The organism is Bariatricus sp. HCP28S3_D3 (assembly GCF_052065755.1).
GTDB lineage: Bacteria > Bacillota > Clostridia > Lachnospirales > Lachnospiraceae > Allocoprococcus.
This window is the reverse complement of sequence record NZ_JBQHTK010000038.1, coordinates 1-25,535: the sequence shown is the minus strand read 5'-3', so window position 1 is coordinate 25,535 and position 25,535 is coordinate 1. Positions and strand designations below refer to the sequence as shown.

Genomic DNA, 25,535 nt, shown 5'->3' with positions numbered 1-25,535 from the left:
AAAGGTATTCCACTACCGCTATCAGTCATATCAGATGATTTTGGATAAGCCTCTCCATAGTTGCCATCTGTGAAAAATGTATTTGTTGCTCCCAGCTTACGCTGTTCCCAAACATTTATAAATAAGGTGTTACAAGATTGCTTACGCTGATGAAGGGTGATAAGGTTGTCGAGGTTATCAAAATAACCAGAAATGGCAATTTGTTCTGCTTTTTGAGGAAAAGAAACTAGCCCTTTTAACGCATTCTCATCAGAAACTTTCATGTCATTTTTAGCACCTTTATTTACCAAAGGTTGCATATAATTATTCATTCTGGCATCTTGTGTTAGAGCCCGCTTGAAACAAAATCTATGGTTTTAGAGTGTTTTGGAGTGCTTCAAATTAAAAAAATAATAATATAAGGTTGAAGTATTCGACGTATTTTCTGAATAAAAGTATATGAGAAACGACCTCTTTAAATTTCAAATTTTAATGAACATATAAAATCCATCAGTCTAAACTTATTCTGATGGATTTTATATTCTTTCTATTGCTGATTTCTTGTCTTGCATACGGATTCTTTTTATTTTTCACTTATCAGTTTAATAATTCTCTTGAGATTTACTGCAAATATAGTCATAGCTCCCTGCATTTCCATGCCAATAAGACCTGATGATGACGCAACGTCATAACCATGTCTATGTTTTAATTCACTATTTTTGCCTCTATTTTATAGCGTTCTTTCGCCATTTCTTTGGAATGTGCAGTTTCCTGAAATTGAGCCTGCTCACTATGTGAATCACAAACTAATGTTTCTGTGTAGGTTTTCTTTTTTGCTCCTTCTTTATAACAGCCAGCCTTATAAGGACATCTTTTACATTTTTCTATATCGAAAAAGTACGTCATTCGAGGATTCTTTCCTTCTGTTTTTCGCTTATCAAGATATTTATGAATCGCCAGATGTCCCGCTTTACATTGATACATTCCGGCATCTTTATTAAATTCAAATTCATCTGGCTTTGTACGATTCCCTTGGGTAACAATACTGTTTAACCGGGAGATAAGCTCATAATGATTATCCTTTGCAGCATCAATATTTTCCTTACTTGAATAGGCTTTGTCACCAATCACAGTTTCAACTTTCATTCCCGCAGCTCTGCTTTTCCGAACCAAAGCTGGCAATTCTTTTCCGTCTGTTTTTTCACCACTGGTGATGGTCGCGGCTGTAATAATTCGTTCTTCCGTCATAGCTATATGGGTTTTATATCCGAAGAAAGAGGTATCCGCTGTCTTGTGTCCAATCTTTGCATCGTTATCTTTTGAAGTTTCCAAATGTTCAAGATCATCATTGACGGATTCCTCCAATAAATTTAGCTTTTCCTGCACTTTAGGGTAACTGCATACGTCTTCATTGTCTTTCACAATAGAAAGTAGTTGTTTGCAGTATTCCAACTCTTTTTCCAGAGAATCTTCCGTATTTTTGTTTGGAAATTTTTCCTTCATTGTTTCATCCACTTCGTAAACGGTACGTCGTAGTTTTTTTGATTGCTCTTGAAGTGCCTGTCGGGGCGTTTTTTGATTGTATCTTGCTTTCGTATGAGTAGCATCTACGATAATAGATTTTGATTTTATTATTTTTTTATCCAATACAATCTGAACCGTCTTTGAAATCAACATATCCAACAGATTCATATCTTTCAAACGTAGTTTACGAAATTTTGTCAAAGAACTGGGGTTAATAACAGTTTCTTCTGGTGCCATATCCAAAAAGTATTTAAATGACATATCATATTTAGAACGTTCTACAACATCAACATCAGATAAATCATAGATAGCTTTTAAAAGCAAGTACTTAAACATTCGAATAGGTGGAACTGCATTACGTCCATTATCAAGACAATATTTATCAAGCAATTCATTATAAATAAATTCAAAATCAACCAGTTCTTTTATCTGACGAAGCAGGTTGTCTTTTGAAACCACCAATTCACATATTTCTATGTAAGGACTAAGTATTAATTTCTGTTGTTGTTCAATCATAAAAACACCGCCTATACTTGATATTTATATTATATCAAACATAGGCGGTACTATCTACTTTTTCAGTGCCCTCGATTGAGGGGCAGGGGAGTTGAATAGGCGAAGCCTATTTTTTACGGCAAAAAAAGAAAGATGACGATATACAAAAGTATATCGCCATCTTTTTATGAGGGGGGAGATAGTGAGTGGTTTATCAACTATCTGAGATTTATTATTAAAGGAATATGTAAGCAAAGTGTGTCCAAATTCTAAAAGAAATGGAAAAAATATAAAGAAAAGAGGAAAATTTGTGGGAAGAGGTATGGACAGAAGAGAGAAGAGAGCGTAAAGTGAGAGAAAAATATATACCTTCGGAGTCTTTTTTGTGCCTGTATTTATAAGAAATGAAAGACTCTGAGAGCACATTATAAAAGATAAGGAGGAAACAGAATGAAACAGAAAAGAATCAGCGATTACGGATATCGGATCGGACACCATGAAAGCGGGCCGCGAAACAAAATTACGGATGTACCGGGGGTGCGGGTAGGCCATACGACGGTGGAAGACGGAAATCAGCATACCGGTGTGACGGTGATTGTACCGGGAGAGGGAAATCCGTTTCTAAAGAAATACCTGGCGTCTGCTTACGTGCATAACGGTTTCGGAAAAACATGCGGTCTTGTACAGATACAGGAACTCGGAACTCTCGAAACGCCCATTGCCCTGACCAATACACTGAATGTCGGAAAAGTGGCGGATGCCATGATTTCATGGATGATACAGCAGACCAAAAAAGAAGGGGAAGATGTTTTCTCCATCAATCCGGTTGTCGGAGAATGCAACGACTCGAGGATCAATGAGATTGGGAACCGGGTAGTGGGGGAAAAAGAGCTGTATCAGGCACTGGAGCAGGCGGATACAGACTTTGCGGAAGGAGCTGTCGGTGCCGGAACAGGAACGATCTGTTATGGACTGAAAGGGGGAATCGGATCGTCATCCCGCACGCTGGTACTTGATGGAAAAACATATACCATCGGTGTACTGGTACAGTCGAATTTCGGGGCAACCAGAGATTTGAAAATCAGTGGAAAACCGGCAGGGGAGAGGATCCTGGAACAGATCCGGAAAGAAGAATGCGGAAGCAGCGCCGAAGACCGGGGATCCATCATGACGGTTCTGGCGACGGATCTTCCGGTATCGGAGCGGCAGTTGTACCGGATCATCCGCCGCTGCGGAGTCGGAATCGCCAGAACGGGAGCCTATACCGGTCACGGAAGCGGTGAAATCATGATCGGATTTACAACGGCAAACCGCGTGGATACAAAGAGTATATGTGAAGTGGAAGCGTGCGCCCGGATAAAAGAAGAAAAAATCAACGAGGCATTTGAAGCTGCGGCAGAGGCTGCGGAAGAAGCAATCCTGAACTCTATGGTAACCGCAAAGGAAAAAAGAGGCCTGGACGGAGCCAGATACCGCAGCCTTGCCGAGTTTCTGGAAAAACCGGGATTTCTGGAATAAATCATTTTTCCAGAACCATCCGCCCCAGCTCAGAGATTTCGCATCCGCCCTTTGTGCGGTGCACGATGAGATAACCGGCGGAAGAAAGCTCTCCGAGTACGGTGCGCAGAGCCGCTTCGGATACAAAGGTTTTTCCGTCGGCCAGTCCGTTTTTGATTGCCAGGCGGCCTGCTTTCGGATGCGTCGACACGAAAGAAAGAACCTGATATTGAAGGTCGGTGAGGGAAACGTCAGCCATCTGGCGGGAGCGGAGGTATGTTGGCAGATCGGAAAGCTGCAGCTTATGGCTGCTGTACCGGGTAAACAGGCTACAGGACAGATTGTACAGCTCATGAATATTTCCGGGGTACGCATATTCCTTCAGAAAGCGCAGAAGCCCTTCCGAAAAGATCCGGTCGCAGGTCATATCGGTGTTGTGGAAAAACTGAAGCAGAAAGTAATTGAGAAGATCGGGAATATCCTCCCTGCGTCTGCGGAGCGGGACGGTCTGAAGCTCTGAAGCACTTAAAAGGTGAAAAAGTTCCCGCAGGAAGGTTCCTTTTTCTACTTTTTTGTAAAGGTTATCATCCGCAATAGCAATGATCCGCACATCGAAACGGCGGGTTTCCGGTGCGGAAAAGAAGTTACCATGAACATTGGTAAGAACATTGATCAGCAGATCCTGAATGGAAAGCGGGAAGCGGTCCACCTGGGAAAGAACGAGTGTGCCATGGTTGGTTTCAGCAAGAAGCCGGAGCAGGGAGGCTTCGGTCAGATCATTTCCCGGAGAGTGAAGAACGGAAAACGGATAATGGTGGCGGCGCGAAAAATTGTGAATTGCACGTGCGAGTGTCCGGCGCTGTGTACCGCTTTCCCCCTGGATCAGAATCGGAAAATCAAAAAGTGCAAGATGTCTGGTCTGCGTCATCAGATTCTGGACGGAATCTGCGTGGGAAAGGGAAAGAGAAAATGTACGGGAGGAAGCAAAAAAAGTGCTTTCTTTCGTTTTTTCTTCTTTGGCTGCCGGTGCCTCTGTGGATCTGCCCCCGGGAAGAAACGCAAGGAAAACAGGCTCTGTATCCGGAAACACCATAGAAAGAACGCTTAACGTAATCTGTGTCTTCTGATCTGAAAGGAGAATGGTCCAGTCGCCGTTGCGGTCGAAAGCAGTATTTGCGTAGGCAGGCGGAAGACATTCCGAAAAAGGCTGCCCTTCAAAATTGGGGGAGGGAAGAGAGAAGGCATGTGCAAATTTAGCGTTCATAAACTGAATGCGGCCATCCGCGCCAAACAGACAGACGCCAACGGGAAGAGAGAACAGGATCACCTGCATGAGCTGTTCGGTCTGCACATAATTGGTATAGTAGGTTTCTGAGGTCTTGACGGTGTGAAGAATCTGATTGACGTAATTGCGCGATACACGGTTTACGGTCTGCAGAGGAATGTTGAAATATTCGCAGAGCTGTAAAATAGTGGAAATATCGATGATACGGTTGCCGATATCCAGTACATTCGGAATGCGGGAAGGAACGAGCTGCGGCTCGCCGGCGGTAATGGCAAACTGAATGTCAGACTCGGTATCCTTGCATCCGGGATAAAACGGAACAAAGTCATATTGTGTGATGCCGCATTCCTCAAGCTGGGAAATGATAGCAAGCGTGGAATATTTATCGTCGTTTACCAGATGACCAGATCTATTACCGTGTGAATTCCCTGATGAATCCGGTGAAGCTGCCGGCAGCCACAGCGGAACGTATAAAGGGTATGGTGGAGATCCGTGAGGTGGTCCGGGAGTTGATCGCCCTGCAGATGGAGGAAAATGCAACGGATGAGGCGATACAGGACCTTCAGGTCAGACTGAATCAGGTCTATGATGCCTATACGGAAAAATATGGAGTCATCGGAAGCAATGCAAACAAACGGGCATTCTCCGATGACTCTTCTTATTGTCTGCTCTGTTCGTTGGAGGAACTCAACGAAGATGGTACGTTAAAGCGGAAAGCGGATATGTTTACCAAGCGGACGATTAAGAAAGCAGTGGCTGTGACCAGTGTGGAAACTGCGGCGGAAGCCCTGACGATTTCCCTGAATGAAAAAGCCAGGGTTGATCTTCCTTATATGGCAGGGCTGACAGGTAAGACGGAAGAGAAAGTTGCAGAAGAACTGACAGGAGTAATCTTTCGGGATCCGGTCAATGGACAGTGGGAGACTGCGGATGAATATCTATCCGGGAATGTCCGGGAGAAGCTGAAAACGGCAAGAATCTTTGCGGAAAACCATTCGGAATTTACCAGCAATGTATATGCTTTGGAACAGGTGCAGCCGGTAGACCTGGATGCATCAGAGATTGAAGTTCGGCTTGGTGCCACATGGATCGCCCCGGAAATATACCGGGATTTTATGGAAGAACTATTTGATACCCCGGGGTATCTGGTCGGAAGGGTAATTGATATCCGGTATTCGGAAGCCAGCGGTGCATGGAATATCAGCGGTAAAAATGCGGACAGTGACCGGAATGTGCTGACCACAGCAACGTATGGCACCAGCAGGATCAATGCCTATAAGATTCTGGAAGAAACCCTGAATTTAAAAGATGTACGGATCTATGACACAAAGATGGATGCCGAGGGAAATGAAATCCGTGTGTTGAATAAAAAAGAAACGATGCTGGCAACCCAGAAACAGGATGCAATCAAGGAAGCATTTAAGGACTGGATCTTCAGGGACCAGGAACGGAGGGAAAAGCTGTGCCAGATTTATAATGAACGCTTCAATTCTATCCGTCCCAGGGAATACGATGGCAGCCATCTGACCTTTCCGGGAATGAATCCGGAAATAGAGCTTCGTCCGCACCAGAAAAATGCCGTTGCCCATCAGCTTTATGGGGATAATGTCCTGCTTGCCCATGTAGTGGGAAGTGGAAAGACCTATGAGATGGTAGCTGCAGCTATGGAGAGCAAACGTCTTGGTATTGCCCAGAAAAGCCTTTTTGTAGTTCCCAACCACCTGACGGAGCAGTGGGGCGCAGAGTTTCTACAGCTTTATCCGGGAGCCAATATCCTTGTGGCAACGAAAAAAGATTTTGAACCGGCAAACCGCAAGAAGTTCTGTGCCAGAATCGCAATGGGCAACTACGATGCTGTGATCATCGGACATTCCCAGTTTGAGAGGATCCCATTATCGGAAGAACGCCAGAAAAAGGTCATCGAAGAGCAGATCGAAGAACTGGAAGCAGGGATTCAGGCGGCAAAGTATGAGGTTGATGGAAGCCGTTTTACAGTAAAACAGCTGGAAAAGACAAAGAAAAGTCTCAGGAGGCGTCTGGAAAAGCTGGAGAACAAAGAGAAAAAGGATGATGTGGTAACATTTGAAGAACTGGGGGTAGACCGTCTGTATGTGGATGAAGCCCATTATTACAAAAATGCGTTCCTTTACACAAAAATGAGGAATGTGGCTGGCATTGCCCAGAATGAAGCCCAGAAATCAGCAGATATGTTTAACAAATGCCAGTATCTGGATGAGATTACCGGTGGAAAAGGCATTACATTTGCAACTGGTACACCGGTCAGTAACAGCATGACAGAGCTTTATACCATGCAGCGTTACCTGCAGTATGGCAAACTGAACCGGATGGGGCTGGGGCATTTTGATTCCTGGGCATCCACTTTTGGTGAAGTTGTGACCAGTATCGAACTGGCTCCGGAAGGTACCGGATACCGGGCAAAATCCAGGTTTGCCAGATTTTACAATATTCCGGAACTTATGAGTATGTTTAAGGAGATTGCCGATATTAAGACGGCAGACCAGCTGGAACTGCCGGTGCCGGAAGCAGAATATGAAACGGTGGTACTAAAACCATCCGAGCATCAGAAAGAGATCGTGGAAAGCCTTGGAGAACGTGCGGAAGTAATCCGGGACGGTGGTGTAGATTCCTCTGTTGACAATATGCTGAAAGTGACAAATGATGGAAGAAAGCTGGCATTGGACCAGCGTCTTGTGAATCCATTGCTTCCGGATGATGAGAACAGTAAAATCTGTGCCTGTGTGGAAAAGAGTTTTTCTATCTGGAAAGAGACCGCATCAAAACGGTCTGCCCAGCTCATTTTTTGCGACCTCAGTACACCGAAAGGGGATGGAACCTTTAATGTTTATGACGACCTGAAAAAGAAACTCATGGCAAAAGGAGTACCGGAAGCAGAGATCGCTTTTATCCATGATGCCAACACGGAAGTGAAGAAAACGGATTTATTCAATAAAGTAAAAGCCGGGCAGGTTCGCTTTTTGTTGGGTTCCACCGCTAAAATGGGTGCAGGTACTAACGTGCAGGATCGTCTGATTGCACTGCATCATCTGGATGTAGGTTGGAAGCCTTCTGATGTAGGACGGATTTTGCGGACATTCAAAATAAAAAAGAATGTGGAGGTAACAGACAATGGCAAAATCATTATTTGAGGAACTGGGCGGCAAATACGAAAGGCAAGGGGATTATTTGATACCGTGCTTAACTGTACCCGCCGAAGAAGAACAGGCAATAGGCATCTGGGGGCAACGGCATTTAGATTATCTAAAACAGTACCGTAAAGTTACATACACCAATCTTCTTACAAGCGGCAGGCTAAACGCCTACCTTGCCGACATCAACAGACAGGCACAGGAACGCTTTGAAAGGCTCATAGAGGGTATGAAACAGGCACAGGGCATAACGGAACAGCTAAAGGCAGAAAACGCCTTAGAATGGACAGGATGCCTCAATAACATAAGGGCTTGTGCGAGGGAGATTGTGGAAAAGGAAATTATTTTTGCATAAACAGATGATTAGTGGCAGGGGGAAATCCTGCCGCTTTTTCTGCTTTAGTTTGTCAGCTTGACAAATAAAGGGTTAAGGAATATAATTAGATTCAGTATTATACAAGGAGTTAATAAATATGCGGCAAGGTATTCTTAAATAAACTGTCAATTTGATAGTGGGAACAAAAAGTAGCAGTCCCGTTTCACTTTTAATATGGGGCTTAGTTTTTTGTACCCAGTTTAAGAATACTTTTATCATGTAATTTTATATGCCCGAAAACATATAAGTGTTTTGGGGCTATTGGAGTTATTTACCCAGTGATAGGAGTATTTATCACTGGGTATTTTTATGCCCTTTTTTGGGTGTTGATAGGAGGAAAATCACATGAAAATAATTAACTTAGGCATTCTGGCTCACGTTGACGCAGGAAAGACAACATTAACGGAAAGTTTATTGTATACCAGTGGTGCAATTGCAGAACCAGGGAGCGTAGATGAAGGCACAACAAGGACAGATACAATGAATTTGGAGCGTCAAAGGGGAATCACTATCCAGACAGCAGTGACATCTTTTCAGTGGGAGGATGTAAAAGTCAACATTATAGATACGCCAGGCCATATGGATTTTTTGGCGGAAGTATACCGTTCTTTATCCGTATTAGACGGAGCAGTATTATTAGTTTCTGCAAAGGATGGCATACAGGCACAGACCCGTATACTGTTTCATGCACTACAGACAATGAAGATTCCGACAATTTTTTTCATCAATAAAATTGACCAAGAGGGGATTGATTTGCCAATGGTATATCAAGAAATGAAAGCAAAGCTTTCTTCGGAAATTATAGTGAAGCAAAAGGTTGGGCAGCATCCTCATATAAATGTAACGGACAATGACGATATGGAACAGTGGGATGCGGTAATTATGGGAAACGATGAACTATTAGAGAAATATATGTCAGGGAAACCGTTTAAAATGTCAGAACTGGAACAGGAAGAAAACAGGAGATTCCAAAACGGAACGTTATTTCCCGTTTATCACGGAAGCGCTAAAAACAATCTGGGGATTCGGCAGCTTATAGAAGTGATTGCCAGTAAGTTTTATTCATCAACGCCTGAAGGTCAATCTGAACTATGCGGGCAGGTTTTTAAGATTGAATATTCAGAGAAAAGGCGGCGTTTTGTTTATGTGCGTATATATAGCGGAACATTGCATTTGAGGGATGTTATTAAAATATCTGAAAAAGAGAAAATAAAAATCACAGAGATGTGTGTTCCGACAAACGGTGAATTATGTTCATCCGATACAGCCTGCTCTGGTGATATTGTAATTTTACCAAATGATGTTTTGCAGCTAAACAGTATTTTGGGGAACGAAATGCTGTTGCCGCAGAGAACATTTATTGAAAATCCTCTCCCTATGCTCCAAACAACGATTGCAGCAAAGAAATCTGAACAGCGGGAAATATTGCTTGGGGCACTTACAGAAATTTCAGATGGCGACCCTCTTTTAAAATATTATGTGGATACTACAACGCATGAGATTATACTTTCTTTTTTGGGGAAAGTGCAGATGGAAGTCATTTGTGCCATCCTTGAGGAAAAATATCATGTGGAGGCAGAAATAAAAGAGCCTACTGTTATATATATGGAAAGACCGCTTAGAAAAGCAGAATATACCATCCACATAGAAGTCCCGCCAAATCCTTTCTGGGCTTCTGTCGGGTTGTCCATAGAGCCGCTCCCTATTGGAAGTGGAGTGCAGTATGAAAGCAGAGTTTCACTTGGATATTTAAACCAATCGTTCCAAAATGCGGTTATGGAGGGGGTTCTTTATGGCTGCGAGCAGGGGCTGTATGGATGGAAAGTGACAGACTGTAAAATCTGTTTTGAATATGGATTGTATTATAGTCCTGTAAGTACCCCCGCAGACTTTCGGCTGCTTTCCCCTATCGTATTGGAGCAGGCTTTAAAAAAAGCAGGGACAGAACTATTAGAGCCATATCTCCACTTTGAAATTTATGCACCGCAGGAATATCTCTCACGGGCGTATCATGATGCTCCAAGGTATTGTGCAGATATTGTAAGTACTCAGATAAAGAATGACGAGGTCATTCTGAAAGGAGAAATCCCTGCTAGATGTATTCAAGAATACAGGAACGATTTAACTTATTTCACAAATGGGCAGGGAGTCTGCTTGACAGAGTTAAAAGGATACCAGCCAGCTACTGGTAAACTTATTTGCCAACCCCGCCGCCCGAATAGCCGTATAGATAAGGTTCGGCATATGTTCCACAAGTTAGCTTAACAGCTTGCAAAAGTCATATAAAATGAGATTTGAAAGGATTAGAGACTAATTATGATGAAATGCGAATGGATATTGTGTCCTGTTTGTGGGAGCAAAACCCGTAATAAAATTAGGAAGGACACTGTTTTGGAGAATTATCCCCTTTATTGTCCAAAATGCAGACAAGAAAGATTGATTAAAGTTGACAACTTGAAGATAACTGTCATCAAAGAGCCAGACGCTTAAGACGCAGAGCCGATGAAATTGTGGAACAATTCACGAATCATCGGCTCTTTTTGTTTCGTATTTGAAAGAACAAACTCACCAAATAAAAAAAACGATATTCGGGTGGGTTATTTTGTTATACCCTAAATTACCCTCTGAATTTGTTTTTAAATTTGGAGGGATTTTTTTATGTCCTTTTTTCGGGCAGTTATCTATCTGCTCATACGAAGCAAAATTTATCAATACATAGCATATCAGAGAACGGCAGGAAACCAGTTAAAAAAATTTCTGCCAGTGCAACGGTACTTCTCACCTTGAAAGTAGAAGTACAATCTCCATACAATAGAATTACTATTTCCTATAACCGTAAAGGTCACAGAGCCTTTGCGGTTTTTCTTTTGTCGATTTTTGTTGGAAAGTGCCGTAGGGCTGTTTCTGATATGCGGTGTCGTTCTCCGCCTCTCCATCTGGATTTTTTACATTTCAAAAATTCAGATGGGAGGTATTTATGGTGAAATATGCACCAAGAAAGGTATATATCAGAGAAAGTGGCGGCTATGTGGAATTATCCTACACGGAGTTCTGCCGTTGCAGGGAATCCGACCAGACCTATATGGACAAGCTGTTTATCCCCATTCAAGGCTGTCTGCTTGAAGTCGTGAGGGAGCAATACACAGACTTCTACCGTGACAAGGAACGGTGGCGTTATCTGCAAAAATTAGATACAAAGAATAGACTGCTATCTCTCGACGGATTTACGGACAGCGAGGGGAATCCTCTGGACTTTATCACTGATGAAGCGGTGGACATTGCAGAAACCGTTGTCAATGCGGTCATGGTGGACAGGCTGAAAGCCGCCCTGCCTTTGCTGTCGGATAGTGAACAGGAGCTGATACAGGCAATCTTTTTTGACGGACTTTCCGAGCGTGAAGTCGGGGCGAGGTTGGGCATAACCCAGAGCGTTGTAAACAAACGCAAAGCCAGAATCCTAATAAAACTAAGAAAGATAATAGAAAATTAAAATTTAAGGCGTTCAGCCCCCTTGTTTTTTCCTTTGGGAAGATGAGGGGGCTTTTCTCTGCCCTCTCAATCAATTCTGATTGGAGGAAGTAAGAATGGCATACAACCACGGACGGGAGGACAGGAAATGGCGTATCTGGAAAGAAGCGGAGGAAAAGCTGCTGCGTGAGTGCGGCGTTGATGAAGCGACCATTGAGCAGATACGCATGGCGGACAGGGCAGACTTCAATTCCAACAGGCGGTTTTACCGATGGACGAATGACGTTGCGGAATATCTTGAGGACATGGCAGGCAGGGAGCGGCAGGCGGAAGTGGGTACGGTTGCGGAGTTACTGGAAGAGATTGAGAGCGAAAATCTCTATCAAGTATTAGTCACGGTGGACGGGCGTACCTTGAAAATCGTCCTGCTGAAAATGCAGGGGTATTCCACAAAGGAGATTGCCCCGCTTGTGCATTTGACGACTGGTGCCATCTATGCGAGGTTAGACCATCTGCGGAAGAAGCTGCGGAAAATTTTATAGCTTCTAAAACAGCCTGCCATCCTGCGGGCTACTGGGTGAGGGATGGAAATCCCCTCACTCATTTTTTGCAGGAGGACAACAGGATGGCATACAGGGTTAAGGCATACACGCTTCGGGAGGAATCCACGGAAAGCGGCACAAGGTATTTTATCAGCTTTAAGGACGGGCAGGGCAAATCCCACGAGTTGGAAGTGTCGGAACAGTTCTTTATGGAGTTTCGGCAGATGGAGCGCAGGAACAGGAATCTTTTCTAATGGGACGAGCGGCACAGGGAGTTTAACGAGGTATGGGACGAAACCCTTTACAGACGGGCGTTGCGTGTGCCTAAGAGCCTTGATGAACGCATGGTTGAGGAAGAACGGAATGAAACGCTCTATAAGGCGGTTGGGAGCCTTCCAGAGATACAAAGGCGGCGTTTCCTGCTCTACTACGAGTATGAGTTCAATTTTTACCAAATCGCCGCTATGGAGCATTGCACCGCTTCGGCAATACAGAAATCTGTTGCGATTGCAAAGGAGAAAGTAAAGGCGGAAATTGAAGAAATATCTCCAACCGTGACCGACACCGCCCGAAATAGAAATCTGTTTTTTATTTGTGTGGGATTGGCGGCATTACATACTCTCACTTTTTTCCGTGGGAGTAAATCTATTTTTAAGGAGGTCAACGCCTATGTGCAACGAAAACAAAGACACCGCCCGAAAGGAGGAAAGCCATGCAGAAGTTACAGACAGTCAACGCCGAAACGCTCCTTTATGAACCGCTTGAGAAACCATCCTTTGTGGTGGACAGCCTTATCCCGACAGGCTTATCGCTGTTCTGCGGCTCACAGAAGATAGGCAAAAGCTGGCTCATGCTGAAGCTATGCTTATGCGTGTCGCAGGGAATCCCTTTATGGGATATGCCGACAATGGAGGGCGATGTGCTTTACCTCTGCCTTGAGGACACGTTCTGCCGCATACAGGACAGGTTATTTCGTTTGACGGACGAAGCAAGCGGGCGGCTCCACTTTGCCGTGGCAAGCTGCAAGCTGTCAGACGGTCTTATCGTGCAGCTTGAAGATTATCTGAAAGATTACCCAGACAGCAGGCTCATTGTCATTGATACCTTGCAGAAAGTCCGTACAGCTTCAAAAGACAATGCCTATGCAAGCGACTATGGGGACATCTCCCTCATCAAAGACTTTGCCGACAGGCACTCTCTGGCGGTCATTGTCGTACACCACATCCGAAAGCAGAATGACAGCGACGTGTTCAACAAGGTGTCTGGGACGACAGGATTAACGGGGAGTGCGGACGCTACCTTTGTTCTGGAAAAGGAGAAACGTGCGTCTGACACCGCCAAGCTGTATGTGACGGGCAGGGACACGCCTTATCAGGAATACACGCTGCGTTTCCGTGATTGCCGTTGGGAGCTTGTGGAGCGGAAAACGCAGGAGCAGCTTGCGAAAGAAACGATACCAGATGTCCTTTTTCGGTTGGTGGATTTTATGAGGGATAAGGAAGAATGGATAGGCACGGCAACGGAACTGTTAGCCGCTATGGGGGAAACGGAAACCATACCCACGGTGATTACGAAATGGCTGAATGAATACCGCACCACATTTTTAAGCGAGAACCGTATCTGCTACCAGTACAGCCGCAGGAAAGACGGCAGGCGGATTGCCCTTGCAAGGAGGGCGGGTGACAGCGGTGATGGTGGTGACAGCGATATTAGGATACCCCCCTGTTACTGTCATTGACGCTTAAAGCCATGTAAAGCTGGCGGCTCTGCCCTGCGGGTGACAGCAGTGACGGTGGTGACAGTGATTTTAGGATACCCTGCCGCTGTCATCCCTACGGGAGAACACCCCGTAAACGCAAAATGCAGGCGTGAGATTTACTCGCCCTTTTCGGTCGTGTAAAACCACCCCTGCGGTCAGAAAAATCATTCCGATTTTTCCGACTGCGTTTACAGGGTGTAACACACTACACTTTGCCCTGCAAAGTCGTGTGCCAGACGTTCCCTCTGGACTCCCTTAAGGCAGGGCTGTGCCCTGCTATCCTACGCCTTACGGCTTCGGATAAAAGAATGGCGGCATGACGGTGACGGCTCTTGCGAGGGGGGTATCCCAAAAACACCGTCATCATCGACATGACCGTCATGCAGGGGGTGAGGGTGACAGTTGCGGCAGTCGGCAGGGGGTATCCCAAAACTGCTGTCACCACCGTCACCGCTGTCACCCCAAAGGACGGTCACCCGCCGAAAGAAAGGAGGAATCCGCCTATGCCTTATGCAATCCTGCGTTTCCAGAAACGAAAAGCGGGCGGCGTTGCGGCTTGTGAACGCCACAACGAGCGGAAGAAAGAAGCCTACAAAAGCAACCCAGATATAGATATGGAACGCTCTAAAAACAATTACCATCTCATAGCACCACCAAAGTACACCTACAAGAAAGAGATTAACCGCATGGTAGCCGAAGCGGGGTGCAGGACAAGGAAAGACAGCGTGATGATGGTGGAAACGCTCATCACAGCTTCACCAGAATTTATGAACCAGTTACCGCCCGAAGAACAAAAAGCGTATTTCCAGACGGCTCTTGACTTCATTTCGGAGCGTGTTGGAAAGCAGAATATCCTCTCCGCTGTCGTCCATATGGACGAGAGAACGCCCCATATGCACCTCTGCTTTGTGCCGATTACGCCAGACAATAAGCTGTCAGCGAAAGCTATCTTAGGCAACCAGAAATCATTATCCGAGTGGCAGACCGCCTACCATGAGCGGATGTCCTCACGGTGGAATCAGCTTGAACGGGGGCAGTCCTCAATGGAAACCAAGCGGAAACACGTCCCCACATGGCTCTATAAATTAGGCGGCAGGCTTGATAAACAGTATGAAGAAATCGTGTCTGCCCTATCCGACATCAACGCCTTTAACGCAGGGAAGAAAAGGGATAAAGCGTTAGATTTACTCTCTGCATGGCTGCCAGACGTGGAGAAATTCTCTAAGGAAATCGGGAAACAGCAGGCGTATATCGACAGTTTGAAAGAGAGAATTGGGCAGGAATCAGACTATGCGGGGCGTATGCGTGATGAAAAGTACGAGCAGGAACTAAAGGTGCAGAAAGCGAATCAGAAGATATTTGAATTGCAGAGAACCAACGAGCAGATGGGGCGGCTGCTGTCAAAAATACCGCCCGAAGTGTTGGAAGAATTGCAGAAAAATCATAGAAGCAGAGCGAAAGAAAGGTAGATATGTGAATGAAGAAACAGGATTTTAAGGTGTTAAAGACCAAAGACTTGTACCCGTTCCCCGACAATCCGTTTCATGTGGCAGAAGATGAAACACTGTCAGAGTTAGCGGAAAGCATCAAGGAATTTGGCATTGTCACGCCGATAATCACACGCCCGAAAGAGGACGGGGACGGTTATGAAGTGATTGCAGGACAGCGGCGTGTCCGTGCTTCTGAACTTGCAGGGATAAATACCGTGCCTGCGTTTGTCCTGCCCTTAGACCGTGACCGAGCCATCATCACCCTTGTAGACAGCAATTTGCAGCGTGAGAATATCCTGCCATCGGAGCGGGCGTTTGCTTACAAGATGAAATCCGAAGCCATGAAGCGGCAGGGTTTCCGCACAGACTTAACCTCGTCACAAGTTGTGACGAAGTTGCGGACGGACGACAAGGTGGCACAGGGCTTCGGCGTGGGCAGGATGACCGTGCAGCGTTTTATCCGCCTGACGGAACTGATACCGCCGATTTTGCAGATGGTGGACGAGGGGAAAATCGCCCTCACGCCTGCGGTGGAACTGTCCTTCTTGAAGAAAGACGAGCAGGAAAACCTCTTTGCCACGATGGAGAGCGAAGAAGCAACGCCCTCACTCTCACAGGCACAGCGGATGAAACAGTTAAGCCAGAGCGGGCGGCTTGACATGGATACGATATTTGCGATTATGACGGAGGAAAAGGGCAACCAGAAAGAAACCTTGAAAATCAACACAAGCAAGCTGAAAAAATACTTTCCGAAGAACACAACGCCGAAGCAGATGGAGGAAACCATCATCAAACTTTTGGAGCGTGAGTTGCAGAGGAAACGCAACCGTGACAGCCGCTAATCTTCTTTTTTCGGGAAGTAAATACAGAGAGTTGAGGTATGGAGAATGAGAGAAATCCAGTATGAAATCGTAAAGGAAATCGCAGTATTGTCTACGGGCGACAGTGGCTACACAAAGGAAATCAATCTCATTTCATGGAATGGGAAAGAGCCGAAGTATGACATCCGCAGCTTTTCCCCGAACCGTGAAAAGTGCGGCAAGGGAATCACGCTGAACGCTGATGAAGCGGCGGCACTCCTTAAAGCATTACAGAAAGAATTAAACAGCGAGGATTAATGGTATCTGATTGGCAGGGCGGGGACATTTCCAAACTCTTCCCTGCCCTGTCTGGAAAGGAAGATTTAAGTATGGGCGAGGATAAGAAAGCAGATAAAAAGAGAAAGCGTATCGTGCCAAAAGCACCAGTGCAGATGATAATCAGCCGTGAATATGTCGGCACACAGACCGTTACAGAAGCGTTTGTCCCGATTATCTCCGAGGATATTCGGAAGAAGATTGCCGAGGGCGACACCTTCGACAATGAGGGGCTGTCCGCTTAGAATGTACGCAATGGGACATGAAAACAGATAGGACAGATACGGAGGTTTTACAGTATGGCAGGAATCAAAGAAGAAAAGAAAATCTATTTAGTCGGCATTTATTGCCGCTTATCTAAAGACGATGGTACGGATAACGAGAGTGCGAGCATTGCGACACAGAAATCCATCCTCACGGATTATGTGAAAAAGCAGGGATGGCACATAGCAAAAACGTATGTGGACGATGGTTATTCTGGTACAAATTTCCAAAGACCAAGTTTCCAGAATATGATAAAAGACATTGAAAGCGGTCTGATAAACTGCGTGATTACGAAAGATTTATCCCGTCTGGGGAGAAACTATCTTGATTGTGGGTTATATCTGGAAGTTTTCTTCCCAGAGCATAACGTGAGGTATATAGCGGTCAATGACGGCGTAGATACCTTGAATAAATCTGCTATGGACATCACGCCTTTCCGCAACATTTTAAACGAAATGTATGCCGCTGACATATCTGTTAAGATAAAATCGGCATATCGGGCGAGGTTTCAACAGGGGAAATTCATGGGAACTACCGCCCCTTATGGCTATATCAAAGACCCTGCCGACCACAACCATCTGCTGATAGATGATAAAGTGGCACATGTTGTAAAAGAGATATTCGACCTTGCATTAAAAGGGAATGGAGTTGCCAAAATTTGCAGACATCTTAATAAACAGCATATCCTACGCCCTGCCGCTTATGCGGCGGAGCGTGGCGAAACAGGCTTTGAACGTCATTTTGAGGGGAACGAGGACAAACGCTATATTTGGAGTGGGAACAGCGTGAGGAGCATTTTAAGAAGCCCGATATATGCGGGAAATCTTGTAGGCTACAAACGGATTGCCGCCAATATGAAAAGCAAGAAACGCCCCTCTAAGCTGCCCGAAGAATGGGAAGTGATACCCAATACCCATGAGGGAATAGTCACGCAGGAGGAATTTGATATTGTCCAACAGCTTATTACAAGTCGTAGGCTTCCACAGAACAAGGGAGGATTTGTAAATATTTTTGCAGGCGTTATCAAGTGTGTGGACTGCGGATGTGCTCTGCGGGCAATGAACGTACACAGGAGGAAACGCCCAGAGATTATCGACTGTGTACAGTATTCATGTAATAATTATGCAAGAAACGGAAGAAGCGAGTGTAGTGCCCACAATATAGAAGCAAGGGATTTATTCAATGCCGTTCTTGCCGACATCAACTGTTTTGCGGATATGGCAGTGAATGATGAAAAGGCGGTCAGGGCCATAGAAAAGCGGCTCACGGAAACAGACCAGAGCAGGGCGAAAGCATTAGAGAAAGAACGTAAGAAGCTGAACAAACGCCTTGCGGAACTGGACAGGCTGTTTTCCTCTCTCTACGAGGATAAGGTCATGGAGCGTATTACCGAGCGGAATTTTGAGATGATGTCGGGGAAATACCAGAAAGAGCAGCTTGAAATTGAAGCAAGGCTGAAAGAGGTGACGGAAACTCTTAATGAAAGCTACGAGAAATCACGGGGAATCCGTGACTTCCTCGCCCTTATCCGAAATTATCAAGGCTTAAAAGAACTGGATGCAACAGTTATAAACGCACTCATAGACAAGATACTTGTTTCGGAGCGTGAGAAGATGGCAGACGGAACAGTGAAGCAGGAAATCAAGATTTACTATAAATTCATCGGCTTTGTCGATGAATTACATATCATACCTACAAAACGGTGGGCAGCAATGCCCGCTAAAAATTGTACGGTGTGCGGCGTTGAATATGTCCCGGGCTCTGGTGCATCAAGGTATTGTCCTGCTTGTGCCAAGAAGATACGGAGGGAGAAATCAAACGAGAGCAAACGCAGGAGCAGAGAACAGAAAAGGATAGCATGTATGAACTGTCCGCAAAAAATGACCGACTGATTTGGAACAAAGGGAAGGCAGAATCAATAGATTTAAGTGTCTGGCAATAAGACAGAATGTTGCTGATAAATATGGTAAGGCAGATGGTATCACATTTAAGCGAGACATATGGACAGAAATGTTTGAAGCTGCTAAAGCGGAAAAGCAGAATGACCAGTCAGAGCTTGTACCATTCTGGTGTTTCGGAAAAAATCAGAGTGTTAAAATAGAAAGGCTTGTGCCAATGTATCCTATGAGTAAGGATGAGGTTAATTATGAAAGGCTGATAAAGATTCTGTCTCTTTACCGGCTTACATTAGGGCAGGCAAGGCAGGAAGAACTTCTGGAGTATTTATTCAAGGAGTTCAAGGACACAAGTGGATTGAAGAAATTGTTTATCGACTTGAGTCCATTTTCAAAGGGAAAAGAAGGTTGATATGATGAGAATACTTTTTTGTAACATAGCGTGGATGAAGGAGTATCGAGGAAATGAAGATGGAAAAGATACTCCGTTAAATGGTGGAAGCTATGTTGATGAGACAGGAGATGCACATGAAAAATATAATTTTACACCGGTGAATATGGAGGGCAAGGAGGGCTTATATTGTCTGGGGTTTTTCGAGACAAAATCACATAATGGTAAAGATGTAAATCAAATGCGGATTGAGAATATTGCAGGTTGTGAACTATTAAAAAAAGAAGAATCAGTAGATGATGTGCTTGTTGTTTATTGTGCAAAGCATCCGGCACATAAGTTTACGACGGTCGTGGGATGGTATAAACATGCTACAGTTTTCAGACATTATCAAGAGGCAGTGTTTGCTCCAGAAGATATACAATATTACAATGCAATTGCAAACTCATCTGATTGTGTCTTACTTCCTGCAGGGATTAGATCAAGAAAGGTACAATGGGAAGTCCCAAGAAAATCAAATGGTTGGGCTTATGGATTTGGACGGGCAAATGTGTGGTATGCAAGTGAAGAAGATAGCAGGTTACAAGATTATCTTACGAGATTAGTAAAACAGATTGATGAATATGATGGCGAAAATTGGATTGACAAGTACGCTGAGTAATGAGGTACACATATTATGGGAAACGAATCAGGTGAATGGATTATGCATGGCATGAATTGGGACAACCCGGATTGCATCCATTCTGTAGATGAAGCAATCAAGTATATAAATGAATTTGGCTTTTTACCATTATTTAAGAATGACATAGATGGGTTTTCACTTGAAGAAAGAACTGTTCCAGAGTACTGGTGGAGTGATAATCCGGAGATTGATCCATGGATGTGGCGGGCTATTATAGCAAGGCGGCATGATATCGTCTATGGAAAGTTCTTTGATAAGAAGGCAGGATTTATATCAAAAAATTGGTTTCCTGTATTTGCTAATTATCGCCGGGATGGATATGATTTTGATGCATTATATGATGATGGAAAAGCGCCTAATAAGCATAAAAAGATAATGGTCAATTTTATGGAAGATAATGCTGATTCAGAGATTTATTCAAATGAATTGAAAAAACAAGCTGGATTTGGTAAGGATGGAGAAAAGGGATTTGATGGTGCAATAACGAATCTTATGATGCAGACATATCTGTGCAACTGCGATTTTAAGAAGAGAGTGAATAAAAGAGGTATTGAATATGGATGGGATGTGGCAGTGTATTCATCTATTGAGCATATCTATGGATACGATTATGTGACTTCCTGCTACAAGGATAATCCACAGGATTCATGGAAGCAGATTGTAGATTATATGCATGAGATGTATCCGGAGGCAACGGATAAGCAGATAAGGAAAGTGTTAAAATAAAACAGTGAATTTTTGAGGTGAATATACATAAAATGAATGTAAAAAAATCCGCAGCTTATTGCAAGCTGATAGAAAATGTAAAAAACAAATATTGTAAAAATCCTATATACACAAAGAACCTGACACTTGGCTGGTGCGATTTACGTCAGGGAGAAGATTTGTGTCAGGAAATTAACCTATGGACATATTGGCAAGGGAGAGATTACGCCAAGAAGACACCACATATTAAGTATATGCTGATAGGTCAGGATTTTGGACCGCCTGAAAAGGAAGAGATAAAGGGTACGATTGCAAATGTCCGTAAGATGAATGATGGCGTAGATGTGATGTTCCATGAAAATGTAGATTTGGAAGCAAGGGATTCACAGACGGATAAAAATATTGTCAGATACTTTGAACTGCTTGGTAAAAATGAAATTGACAAGAAAAAATATCCAGATTTGTTTTTCTGCAATTGTAATTTGGGCTATCGCAGAGATAAGTATTCTGGAAATATGACCAGAAAGATATTGGCAAATGATGCAGCCGAAATAAAATCACTGATTGACATTATAGAGCCAGAAAACATAATCTGTATGGGTCTTGATACATCCGTGGTTGTAATACGAACTCTGATTGATAAAGAGTTTTCCTGTAATAGAGTATCTGAACTTATAGGAACTGGAGAACCTTATATTTATGGGGAAACACATATATACCCTGTAGCACATCCGGGGTATTGGGGTACAAGAACAAGAGGGGAAGATAATGTTATTGCAGATTGGATGAGAATTAGAAAATAAGGAGGTGCCACAATGCCATTTAAGATTGTTCGCAACGATATAACAAAGGTAAAAGCAGATGTAATCGTAAATACTGCTAATCCAAATCCGATATGTGCAAGTGGCACGGACTTAGCAATATATGAGGCAGCAGGAAAAGAAAAGCTTCTCGCAGAAAGAGCGAACATCGGCAAAATTGCAAGAGGTGATATTGCTGTCACTGGTGCATATAGCCTAAATGCAAAATATATTATTCATACGGTAGGACCGGTATGGACGGATGGATTGCACCATGAATTTGAAATTCTGGAGCACTGCTATCGTAAATCATTGCAAAAAGCATTGGAACTTAAGTGCGAGAGCATTGCATTTCCATTAATTTCGACAGGAGTATATGGATTTCCGAAGGATAAGGCATTACAGATTGCTGTGTCAGTATTCAGCCAGTTTCTTACTGAAAATGAAATGGAAATTATACTGGTAGTGTTTGATAAAAGGTCTTTTCAGCTGTCCGGTCAGATTGTTGGGGATATTGATTCTTATATAGATGCTAATTACGTCAGAGAAATCCATAGAAAAGAGTATCCGTTAAGGAGCAGAAGAAGTACTCATGTAAAAGAATTGGCAGAAGAAGATTTCAATGAAGAAATGCTTCAAAGAGAAGAAGACAACTATCCACTTGAGGAAATGACAGATACTGGCATGACAGAATTGCTCATGCCGTTAGAAAATATTTCATTGGAAGATCAGCTGGCCAATATAGGAGTTTCCTTTCATGATAAATTATTTGAGCTGATTGATGAAGCACATCTTGATAATAAGGATGTGTGGAAACGGGCAAACCTTGATAGGAAACATTTTTCAAAGATTCAGTGTGATCAGAATTATCATCCAAAGAAAAAGACAGTAATGGCACTCTGTATTGCACTTCAGCTTGATCTGGAACAGTCAAGAGATTTACTTGCCAGAGCGGACTGGGCATTTAGTCCAAGCAGTAAGGTGGATCTGATCGTGCAGAAGGCTATTATAGATAAGCAGTATGATATTATGCAGCTGAATGTAACATTGTTTAAGTATACGAATGAAATTCTTGGAGTATAGGAGAAAATATTCATGAGTAGAGAGACAGATATAAAACTTTTAATGGACAATTGGGAAGAAAAACATAAAAATAATGGATATAAGCGTTTTATCAGAGATGGTATAGTGTGTGAAGAAAAATGGGAAGCACAGCATACACCAAGAGTATGTTATTTCTTAAAGGAAGCATACACTTCTAATGAAAATGGTTATAATCTGGTAGAAGATTTGCATGATTGTGAACGTCCATGGACTATGTGGAGAAAGGTAGCAATATGGACACAGGCAATATATAATGCATTTAACGATAATATCTGTGAGTATGACGATGAAGTATTACGTTCTAAGGAAAAAGAAATCATAGACCGTATTGCAGTGGTCAATGTGAAAAAAAGCAATGGCGGAAGCGAATCTGAATATGAAGATTTGAAAAAATACGCACTTGAAGACAGGCTGGAAATAAAGCGTGAATTGGAAATTATACAACCGGATATCATTGTATGTGGGAATAATCTCAGTCTATTGAAACTTGTATTAGGGGAAGAATTACAGAATGATGATACATGGGATAATATGTTGGCGCTTTGGAAGGATACATTGGTGCTTGATTATTATCACCCTGCTGTGCATTATCCTAATCGGGTTAATTATTATGCTTTAATGGCAATTTGCGATGTGGCAAGAAAAAAATATGGTACGCCAGTATGGTCAGAACAAAATGAAAAATATTAGAGAAATTAGTGTCGGTGCAATATTGTACCGGCATTTTTATTTTCTGAAAGTGTCGCCCAAACAGCGACCATATGAAGATGCCTTTTAATTATACTCATATTGTAACAGAGAAAGAGAGGTGCCGGAGTAATCCGGGAATTGGAGGCATATATGTACGGAGCAATTTTAGGAGATATTATAGGAAGTCCGTTTGAGTTTGACAGAGGTGATAAAACAAAGAATTTTGATTTGTTTAGTGAAGGCTGTGGCTTTACAGATGATTCTGTTATGACAATAGCAGTTGGAGAAGCTCTCCTGGCAGTCGGACCGGAAGCAGCAGTAAAGAAAATTGAAGATGCGGTAGCATCCAATATGCAGGATTGGGGAAAAAGATATCCACATGCAGGCTATGGTGGATGCTTCAGACATTGGCTTAAAGAAAATAATCCGAAGCCATACGGAAGCTATGGAAATGGTTCAGCCATGAGAGTGTCAGCGGTAGGCTGGCTTTATGATTCGATGGAAAGAACCAGAGAGGTAGCTAGAGCTACAGCGAATGTGACACATAATCATCCAGAAGGTATAAAGGGTGCAGAGTCAACTGCAAGTGCAATATATATGGCAAGGAATGGATCTTCAAAAGAAGAAATCAAAGCTTATATCGAGAGGGAATTTCATTATGATCTGAGTAGAACATTGGATAATATCCGAACCTACTACCATCATGTTGAAAGCTGTCAGGAAACAGTACCAGAGGCAATCATCGCATTTCTGGAATCCAAAGATTTTGAGGATGCCATACGGAATGCAGTATCACTTGGTGGAGATACGGATACGCTTGGTGCTATTACAGGAAGTATTGCAGAAGCATTTTATGGGATCCCAGCTGTGCTGATTGCAGAGTGTAAAAGCCGGATTGATAAGGGACTGATGACGGATGTTCTTGATGAATTTGATCATGTACTTGGCAGGAGCGTGGATACTTATTCAGATGAAGTGGATGAGACACAGGCAAATCAGATGATTGAGGCAGCAATCGACCAGTATTATATTCAGCAGGATAAAAATGGAATGCTGTTATTTATGGAAGTTATGGTAACAAGAATGCAGCAGGCAGGAGAAGTTATTGTTCCATATATCACGGAAAATCCTTTTATGTCGGAAGAACAGATAAGTAAAGTAAAGGCTGGTGACACGATTTCGCTTGACCATGATGTAAGACTTAAAATAGAGACTGTAAAAGATGCTGATGAAAAAGAATGGATTGGAGTATTTACATCTTCTGAAGAGATGCATAAGGGTTCTGCTGGAAATGTGCAGATGAATCAGTCTATTGAATCAATACTTCGTCTGGCACTTAATTGGGAACAGGTGAATGGAATTGTGATTAATCCGTTTGGTAAGTATATTCAGATGACAAAGAAGATGATAGAGCTTTTAATCAATGGGTATGAATATAATGAGAATGAAAGGAAGAGCAAAGATGATGAGAACAATTAAAGTTACAGGAAAAGGGAAAATAGCAGTAAAGCCGGATAAAATCCGGTTATATGTCAACAAGGAAGAACTTTGCAAAGAATATGAAGATACTCTCCGAAGGTCAACAGAAGATACAGAGCTTCTCAAGGATTTGTTTGAGAAACTTGGTTTTCAGAGAAAAGACCTTAAAACAGTATATTTTAATGTCGATACAGAATATGAAAGCTATCAGGACAGAGATAAGAGCTGGAAGCGAAGATTTAAAGGTTATAAGTATAATCACCATATGAAAATAGAGTTTGCAGCTGATAATAAAAGATTAGGGCAAGTCCTTTACGCTTTGGCTCATAGCTCATTAAGGCCAGAGTTTTCTATTGAGTATACAGTGGCAGATGTAGAAAAATGTAAAAATGAGCTGTTACATAAAGCAATCGAGGATTCCATTCAAAAGGCACAGGTGCTTACAACAGCAGCAAATGTGAAATTGGGTGAAATACAGGCAATTGATTATTCTTGGGGAGAGATAGATTTTGTAACAAAGCCATTGAATGAAATGAGATTAATGGAGTGTACGGAATGTGAAATGAGTGCACCGGGAGCATATGATATAGATATTGAGGCAGACGATATTAATGTTACTGATACGGCAACTGTAATATGGGAAATTGCATAAAGAGGAAGATATAAATAGATTAGACGAAAAGCAAGAGGCACCGTGGTAGTGTAAAATATTTTGTGTTTTTGAAAAAAATGGCTCCTTTTTGGTAAGAATTCAGATATGACAATTTTTATCGAAAAGGAGTATTTTTATGCCAGTTGCAAAGGAAC

Annotated in this window: 21 protein-coding genes and 4 pseudogenes; 22 read left to right on the top strand and 3 right to left on the bottom strand. The window is 43.2% G+C overall.

The window, feature by feature from the left end; translation table 11 throughout:
• Positions 1 to 311, bottom strand: a pseudogene (locus ACTNB3_RS15800) (hypothetical protein); the annotation flags it as partial.
• Positions 312 to 562: 251 nt separating this feature from the next.
• Positions 563 to 2,019: pseudogene (locus tag ACTNB3_RS15795) on the bottom strand (IS1182 family transposase).
• Positions 2,020 to 2,448: 429 nt separating this feature from the next.
• Here ACTNB3_RS15795 and ACTNB3_RS15790 point away from each other — a divergent pair.
• Positions 2,449 to 3,516, top strand: a complete 1,068-nt coding sequence (locus ACTNB3_RS15790) for a P1 family peptidase (protein WP_106492028.1) — start codon at positions 2,449 to 2,451, stop codon at positions 3,514 to 3,516.
• A gap of 1 nt (position 3,517) precedes the next feature.
• On the opposite strand, the gene ACTNB3_RS15785 is transcribed toward ACTNB3_RS15790, so the two are convergent.
• Entirely contained in the window at positions 3,518 to 5,320 is a 1,803-nt protein-coding gene (locus tag ACTNB3_RS15785; protein ID WP_441026796.1) for a sigma 54-interacting transcriptional regulator, read from the bottom strand.
• Between ACTNB3_RS15785 and ACTNB3_RS15780 the strand changes: the two genes are divergently transcribed.
• The 21 genes and pseudogenes from ACTNB3_RS15780 to ACTNB3_RS15680 all read left to right on the top strand — a co-directional run bounded on the left by ACTNB3_RS15780 (position 5,278) and on the right by ACTNB3_RS15680 (position 25,380).
• Positions 5,278 to 7,947 carry a DEAD/DEAH box helicase family protein gene (locus tag ACTNB3_RS15780; RefSeq protein ID WP_441026795.1) on the top strand — a complete coding sequence of 890 codons (2,670 nt, stop codon included), beginning with the start codon at positions 5,278 to 5,280 and terminating at the stop codon, positions 7,945 to 7,947. The two genes, ACTNB3_RS15785 and ACTNB3_RS15780, sit on opposite strands and share 43 nt — an antisense overlap.
• Positions 7,928 to 8,302 (top strand): TnpV protein, encoded by a 375-nt coding sequence (locus ACTNB3_RS15775; RefSeq protein WP_001129922.1) that lies wholly within the window; start codon positions 7,928 to 7,930, stop codon positions 8,300 to 8,302. Before ACTNB3_RS15780 ends, ACTNB3_RS15775 begins: the two co-directional genes overlap by 20 nt.
• 366 nt (positions 8,303 to 8,668) lie before the next feature.
• Positions 8,669 to 10,588, top strand: coding sequence for a tetracycline resistance ribosomal protection protein Tet(O) (gene tet(O) / locus ACTNB3_RS15770; protein ID WP_441026794.1), 1,920 nt, complete (start codon positions 8,669 to 8,671; stop codon positions 10,586 to 10,588).
• A gap of 51 nt (positions 10,589 to 10,639) precedes the next feature.
• Positions 10,640 to 10,813 (top strand): cysteine-rich KTR domain-containing protein, encoded by a 174-nt coding sequence (locus ACTNB3_RS15765; RefSeq protein ID WP_002779755.1) that lies wholly within the window; start codon positions 10,640 to 10,642, stop codon positions 10,811 to 10,813.
• Between the two features lie 490 nt (positions 10,814 to 11,303).
• The gene (locus tag ACTNB3_RS15760; protein WP_105116765.1) at positions 11,304 to 11,813 is read left to right on the top strand and encodes a sigma-70 family RNA polymerase sigma factor; all 510 of its coding nucleotides are present in this window, start codon (positions 11,304 to 11,306) and stop codon (positions 11,811 to 11,813) included.
• Positions 11,814 to 11,907: 94 nt separating this feature from the next.
• Positions 11,908 to 12,333, top strand: a complete 426-nt coding sequence (locus tag ACTNB3_RS15755) for a sigma-70 family RNA polymerase sigma factor (RefSeq protein ID WP_000323895.1) — start codon at positions 11,908 to 11,910, stop codon at positions 12,331 to 12,333.
• 83 nt (positions 12,334 to 12,416) lie between these two features.
• Positions 12,417 to 12,891 (top strand): annotated as a pseudogene (locus ACTNB3_RS15750) (RNA polymerase sigma factor).
• 154 nt (positions 12,892 to 13,045) lie between these two features.
• Positions 13,046 to 14,078, top strand: a pseudogene (locus tag ACTNB3_RS15745) (AAA family ATPase).
• Positions 14,079 to 14,595: 517 nt separating this feature from the next.
• Positions 14,596 to 15,561, top strand: a complete 966-nt coding sequence (mobV, locus tag ACTNB3_RS15740) for a MobV family relaxase (protein WP_001820668.1) — start codon at positions 14,596 to 14,598, stop codon at positions 15,559 to 15,561.
• Positions 15,562 to 15,569: 8 nt separating this feature from the next.
• Positions 15,570 to 16,424 (top strand): ParB/RepB/Spo0J family partition protein, encoded by an 855-nt coding sequence (locus ACTNB3_RS15735; protein ID WP_000743700.1) that lies wholly within the window; start codon positions 15,570 to 15,572, stop codon positions 16,422 to 16,424.
• Positions 16,425 to 16,469: 45 nt separating this feature from the next.
• The gene (locus tag ACTNB3_RS15730) at positions 16,470 to 16,700 is read left to right on the top strand and encodes a YdbC family protein (RefSeq protein WP_001206986.1); all 231 of its coding nucleotides are present in this window, start codon (positions 16,470 to 16,472) and stop codon (positions 16,698 to 16,700) included.
• A gap of 71 nt (positions 16,701 to 16,771) precedes the next feature.
• The gene (locus tag ACTNB3_RS15725; RefSeq protein WP_001820669.1) at positions 16,772 to 16,963 is read left to right on the top strand and encodes a hypothetical protein; all 192 of its coding nucleotides are present in this window, start codon (positions 16,772 to 16,774) and stop codon (positions 16,961 to 16,963) included.
• 54 nt (positions 16,964 to 17,017) lie between these two features.
• Positions 17,018 to 18,874 carry a recombinase family protein gene (locus ACTNB3_RS15720; protein ID WP_001820670.1) on the top strand — a complete coding sequence of 619 codons (1,857 nt, stop codon included), beginning with the start codon at positions 17,018 to 17,020 and terminating at the stop codon, positions 18,872 to 18,874.
• Between the two features lies 1 nt (position 18,875).
• Positions 18,876 to 19,289, top strand: coding sequence for a hypothetical protein (locus ACTNB3_RS15715; protein ID WP_242973242.1), 414 nt, complete (start codon positions 18,876 to 18,878; stop codon positions 19,287 to 19,289).
• A 1-nt stretch (position 19,290) separates the two neighbouring features.
• On the top strand, positions 19,291 to 19,929 hold the full coding sequence (locus tag ACTNB3_RS15710) for a hypothetical protein (RefSeq protein ID WP_083655274.1): 639 nt from the start codon (positions 19,291 to 19,293) through the stop codon (positions 19,927 to 19,929).
• Between the two features lie 15 nt (positions 19,930 to 19,944).
• A complete protein-coding gene (locus ACTNB3_RS15705) occupies positions 19,945 to 20,676 on the top strand; it encodes an AlkZ-related protein (RefSeq protein ID WP_075721712.1) in 732 nt (243 codons plus the stop codon).
• 32 nt (positions 20,677 to 20,708) lie between these two features.
• Positions 20,709 to 21,458 carry a hypothetical protein gene (locus tag ACTNB3_RS15700; RefSeq protein WP_441026790.1) on the top strand — a complete coding sequence of 250 codons (750 nt, stop codon included), beginning with the start codon at positions 20,709 to 20,711 and terminating at the stop codon, positions 21,456 to 21,458.
• Positions 21,459 to 21,470: 12 nt separating this feature from the next.
• A complete protein-coding gene (locus tag ACTNB3_RS15695; RefSeq protein ID WP_026648897.1) occupies positions 21,471 to 22,538 on the top strand; it encodes a macro domain-containing protein in 1,068 nt (355 codons plus the stop codon).
• A gap of 12 nt (positions 22,539 to 22,550) precedes the next feature.
• Positions 22,551 to 23,249 (top strand): hypothetical protein, encoded by a 699-nt coding sequence (locus ACTNB3_RS15690; protein ID WP_049946888.1) that lies wholly within the window; start codon positions 22,551 to 22,553, stop codon positions 23,247 to 23,249.
• 150 nt (positions 23,250 to 23,399) lie between these two features.
• Entirely contained in the window at positions 23,400 to 24,728 is a 1,329-nt protein-coding gene (locus ACTNB3_RS15685; RefSeq protein ID WP_044924450.1) for an ADP-ribosylglycohydrolase family protein, read from the top strand.
• On the top strand, positions 24,712 to 25,380 hold the full coding sequence (locus ACTNB3_RS15680) for an SIMPL domain-containing protein (RefSeq protein ID WP_026648895.1): 669 nt from the start codon (positions 24,712 to 24,714) through the stop codon (positions 25,378 to 25,380). The genes ACTNB3_RS15685 and ACTNB3_RS15680 overlap by 17 nt, the downstream gene beginning before the upstream one ends.
• The last annotated feature ends 155 nt before the right edge of the window (positions 25,381 to 25,535 follow it).

What these genes read in the sequence shown, in the direction of transcription:
- ACTNB3_RS15790 (WP_106492028.1), top strand. Translation starts at nt 2,449, where the DNA reads ATGAAACAGAAAAGAATCAGCGATTACGGATATCGGATCGGACACCAT.
- ACTNB3_RS15775 (WP_001129922.1), top strand. Translation starts at nt 7,928, where the DNA reads ATGGCAAAATCATTATTTGAGGAACTGGGCGGCAAATACGAAAGGCAA.
- ACTNB3_RS15765 (WP_002779755.1), top strand. Translation starts at nt 10,640, where the DNA reads ATGATGAAATGCGAATGGATATTGTGTCCTGTTTGTGGGAGCAAAACC.
- ACTNB3_RS15755 (WP_000323895.1), top strand. Translation starts at nt 11,908, where the DNA reads ATGGCATACAACCACGGACGGGAGGACAGGAAATGGCGTATCTGGAAA.
- mobV (WP_001820668.1), top strand. Translation starts at nt 14,596, where the DNA reads ATGCCTTATGCAATCCTGCGTTTCCAGAAACGAAAAGCGGGCGGCGTT.
- ACTNB3_RS15735 (WP_000743700.1), top strand. Translation starts at nt 15,570, where the DNA reads ATGAAGAAACAGGATTTTAAGGTGTTAAAGACCAAAGACTTGTACCCG.
- ACTNB3_RS15730 (WP_001206986.1), top strand. Translation starts at nt 16,470, where the DNA reads ATGAGAGAAATCCAGTATGAAATCGTAAAGGAAATCGCAGTATTGTCT.
- ACTNB3_RS15725 (WP_001820669.1), top strand. Translation starts at nt 16,772, where the DNA reads ATGGGCGAGGATAAGAAAGCAGATAAAAAGAGAAAGCGTATCGTGCCA.
- ACTNB3_RS15720 (WP_001820670.1), top strand. Translation starts at nt 17,018, where the DNA reads ATGGCAGGAATCAAAGAAGAAAAGAAAATCTATTTAGTCGGCATTTAT.
- ACTNB3_RS15710 (WP_083655274.1), top strand. Translation starts at nt 19,291, where the DNA reads ATGATGAGAATACTTTTTTGTAACATAGCGTGGATGAAGGAGTATCGA.
- ACTNB3_RS15705 (WP_075721712.1), top strand. Translation starts at nt 19,945, where the DNA reads ATGGGAAACGAATCAGGTGAATGGATTATGCATGGCATGAATTGGGAC.
- ACTNB3_RS15700 (WP_441026790.1), top strand. Translation starts at nt 20,709, where the DNA reads ATGAATGTAAAAAAATCCGCAGCTTATTGCAAGCTGATAGAAAATGTA.
- ACTNB3_RS15695 (WP_026648897.1), top strand. Translation starts at nt 21,471, where the DNA reads ATGCCATTTAAGATTGTTCGCAACGATATAACAAAGGTAAAAGCAGAT.
- ACTNB3_RS15690 (WP_049946888.1), top strand. Translation starts at nt 22,551, where the DNA reads ATGAGTAGAGAGACAGATATAAAACTTTTAATGGACAATTGGGAAGAA.
- ACTNB3_RS15685 (WP_044924450.1), top strand. Translation starts at nt 23,400, where the DNA reads ATGTACGGAGCAATTTTAGGAGATATTATAGGAAGTCCGTTTGAGTTT.
- ACTNB3_RS15680 (WP_026648895.1), top strand. Translation starts at nt 24,712, where the DNA reads ATGATGAGAACAATTAAAGTTACAGGAAAAGGGAAAATAGCAGTAAAG.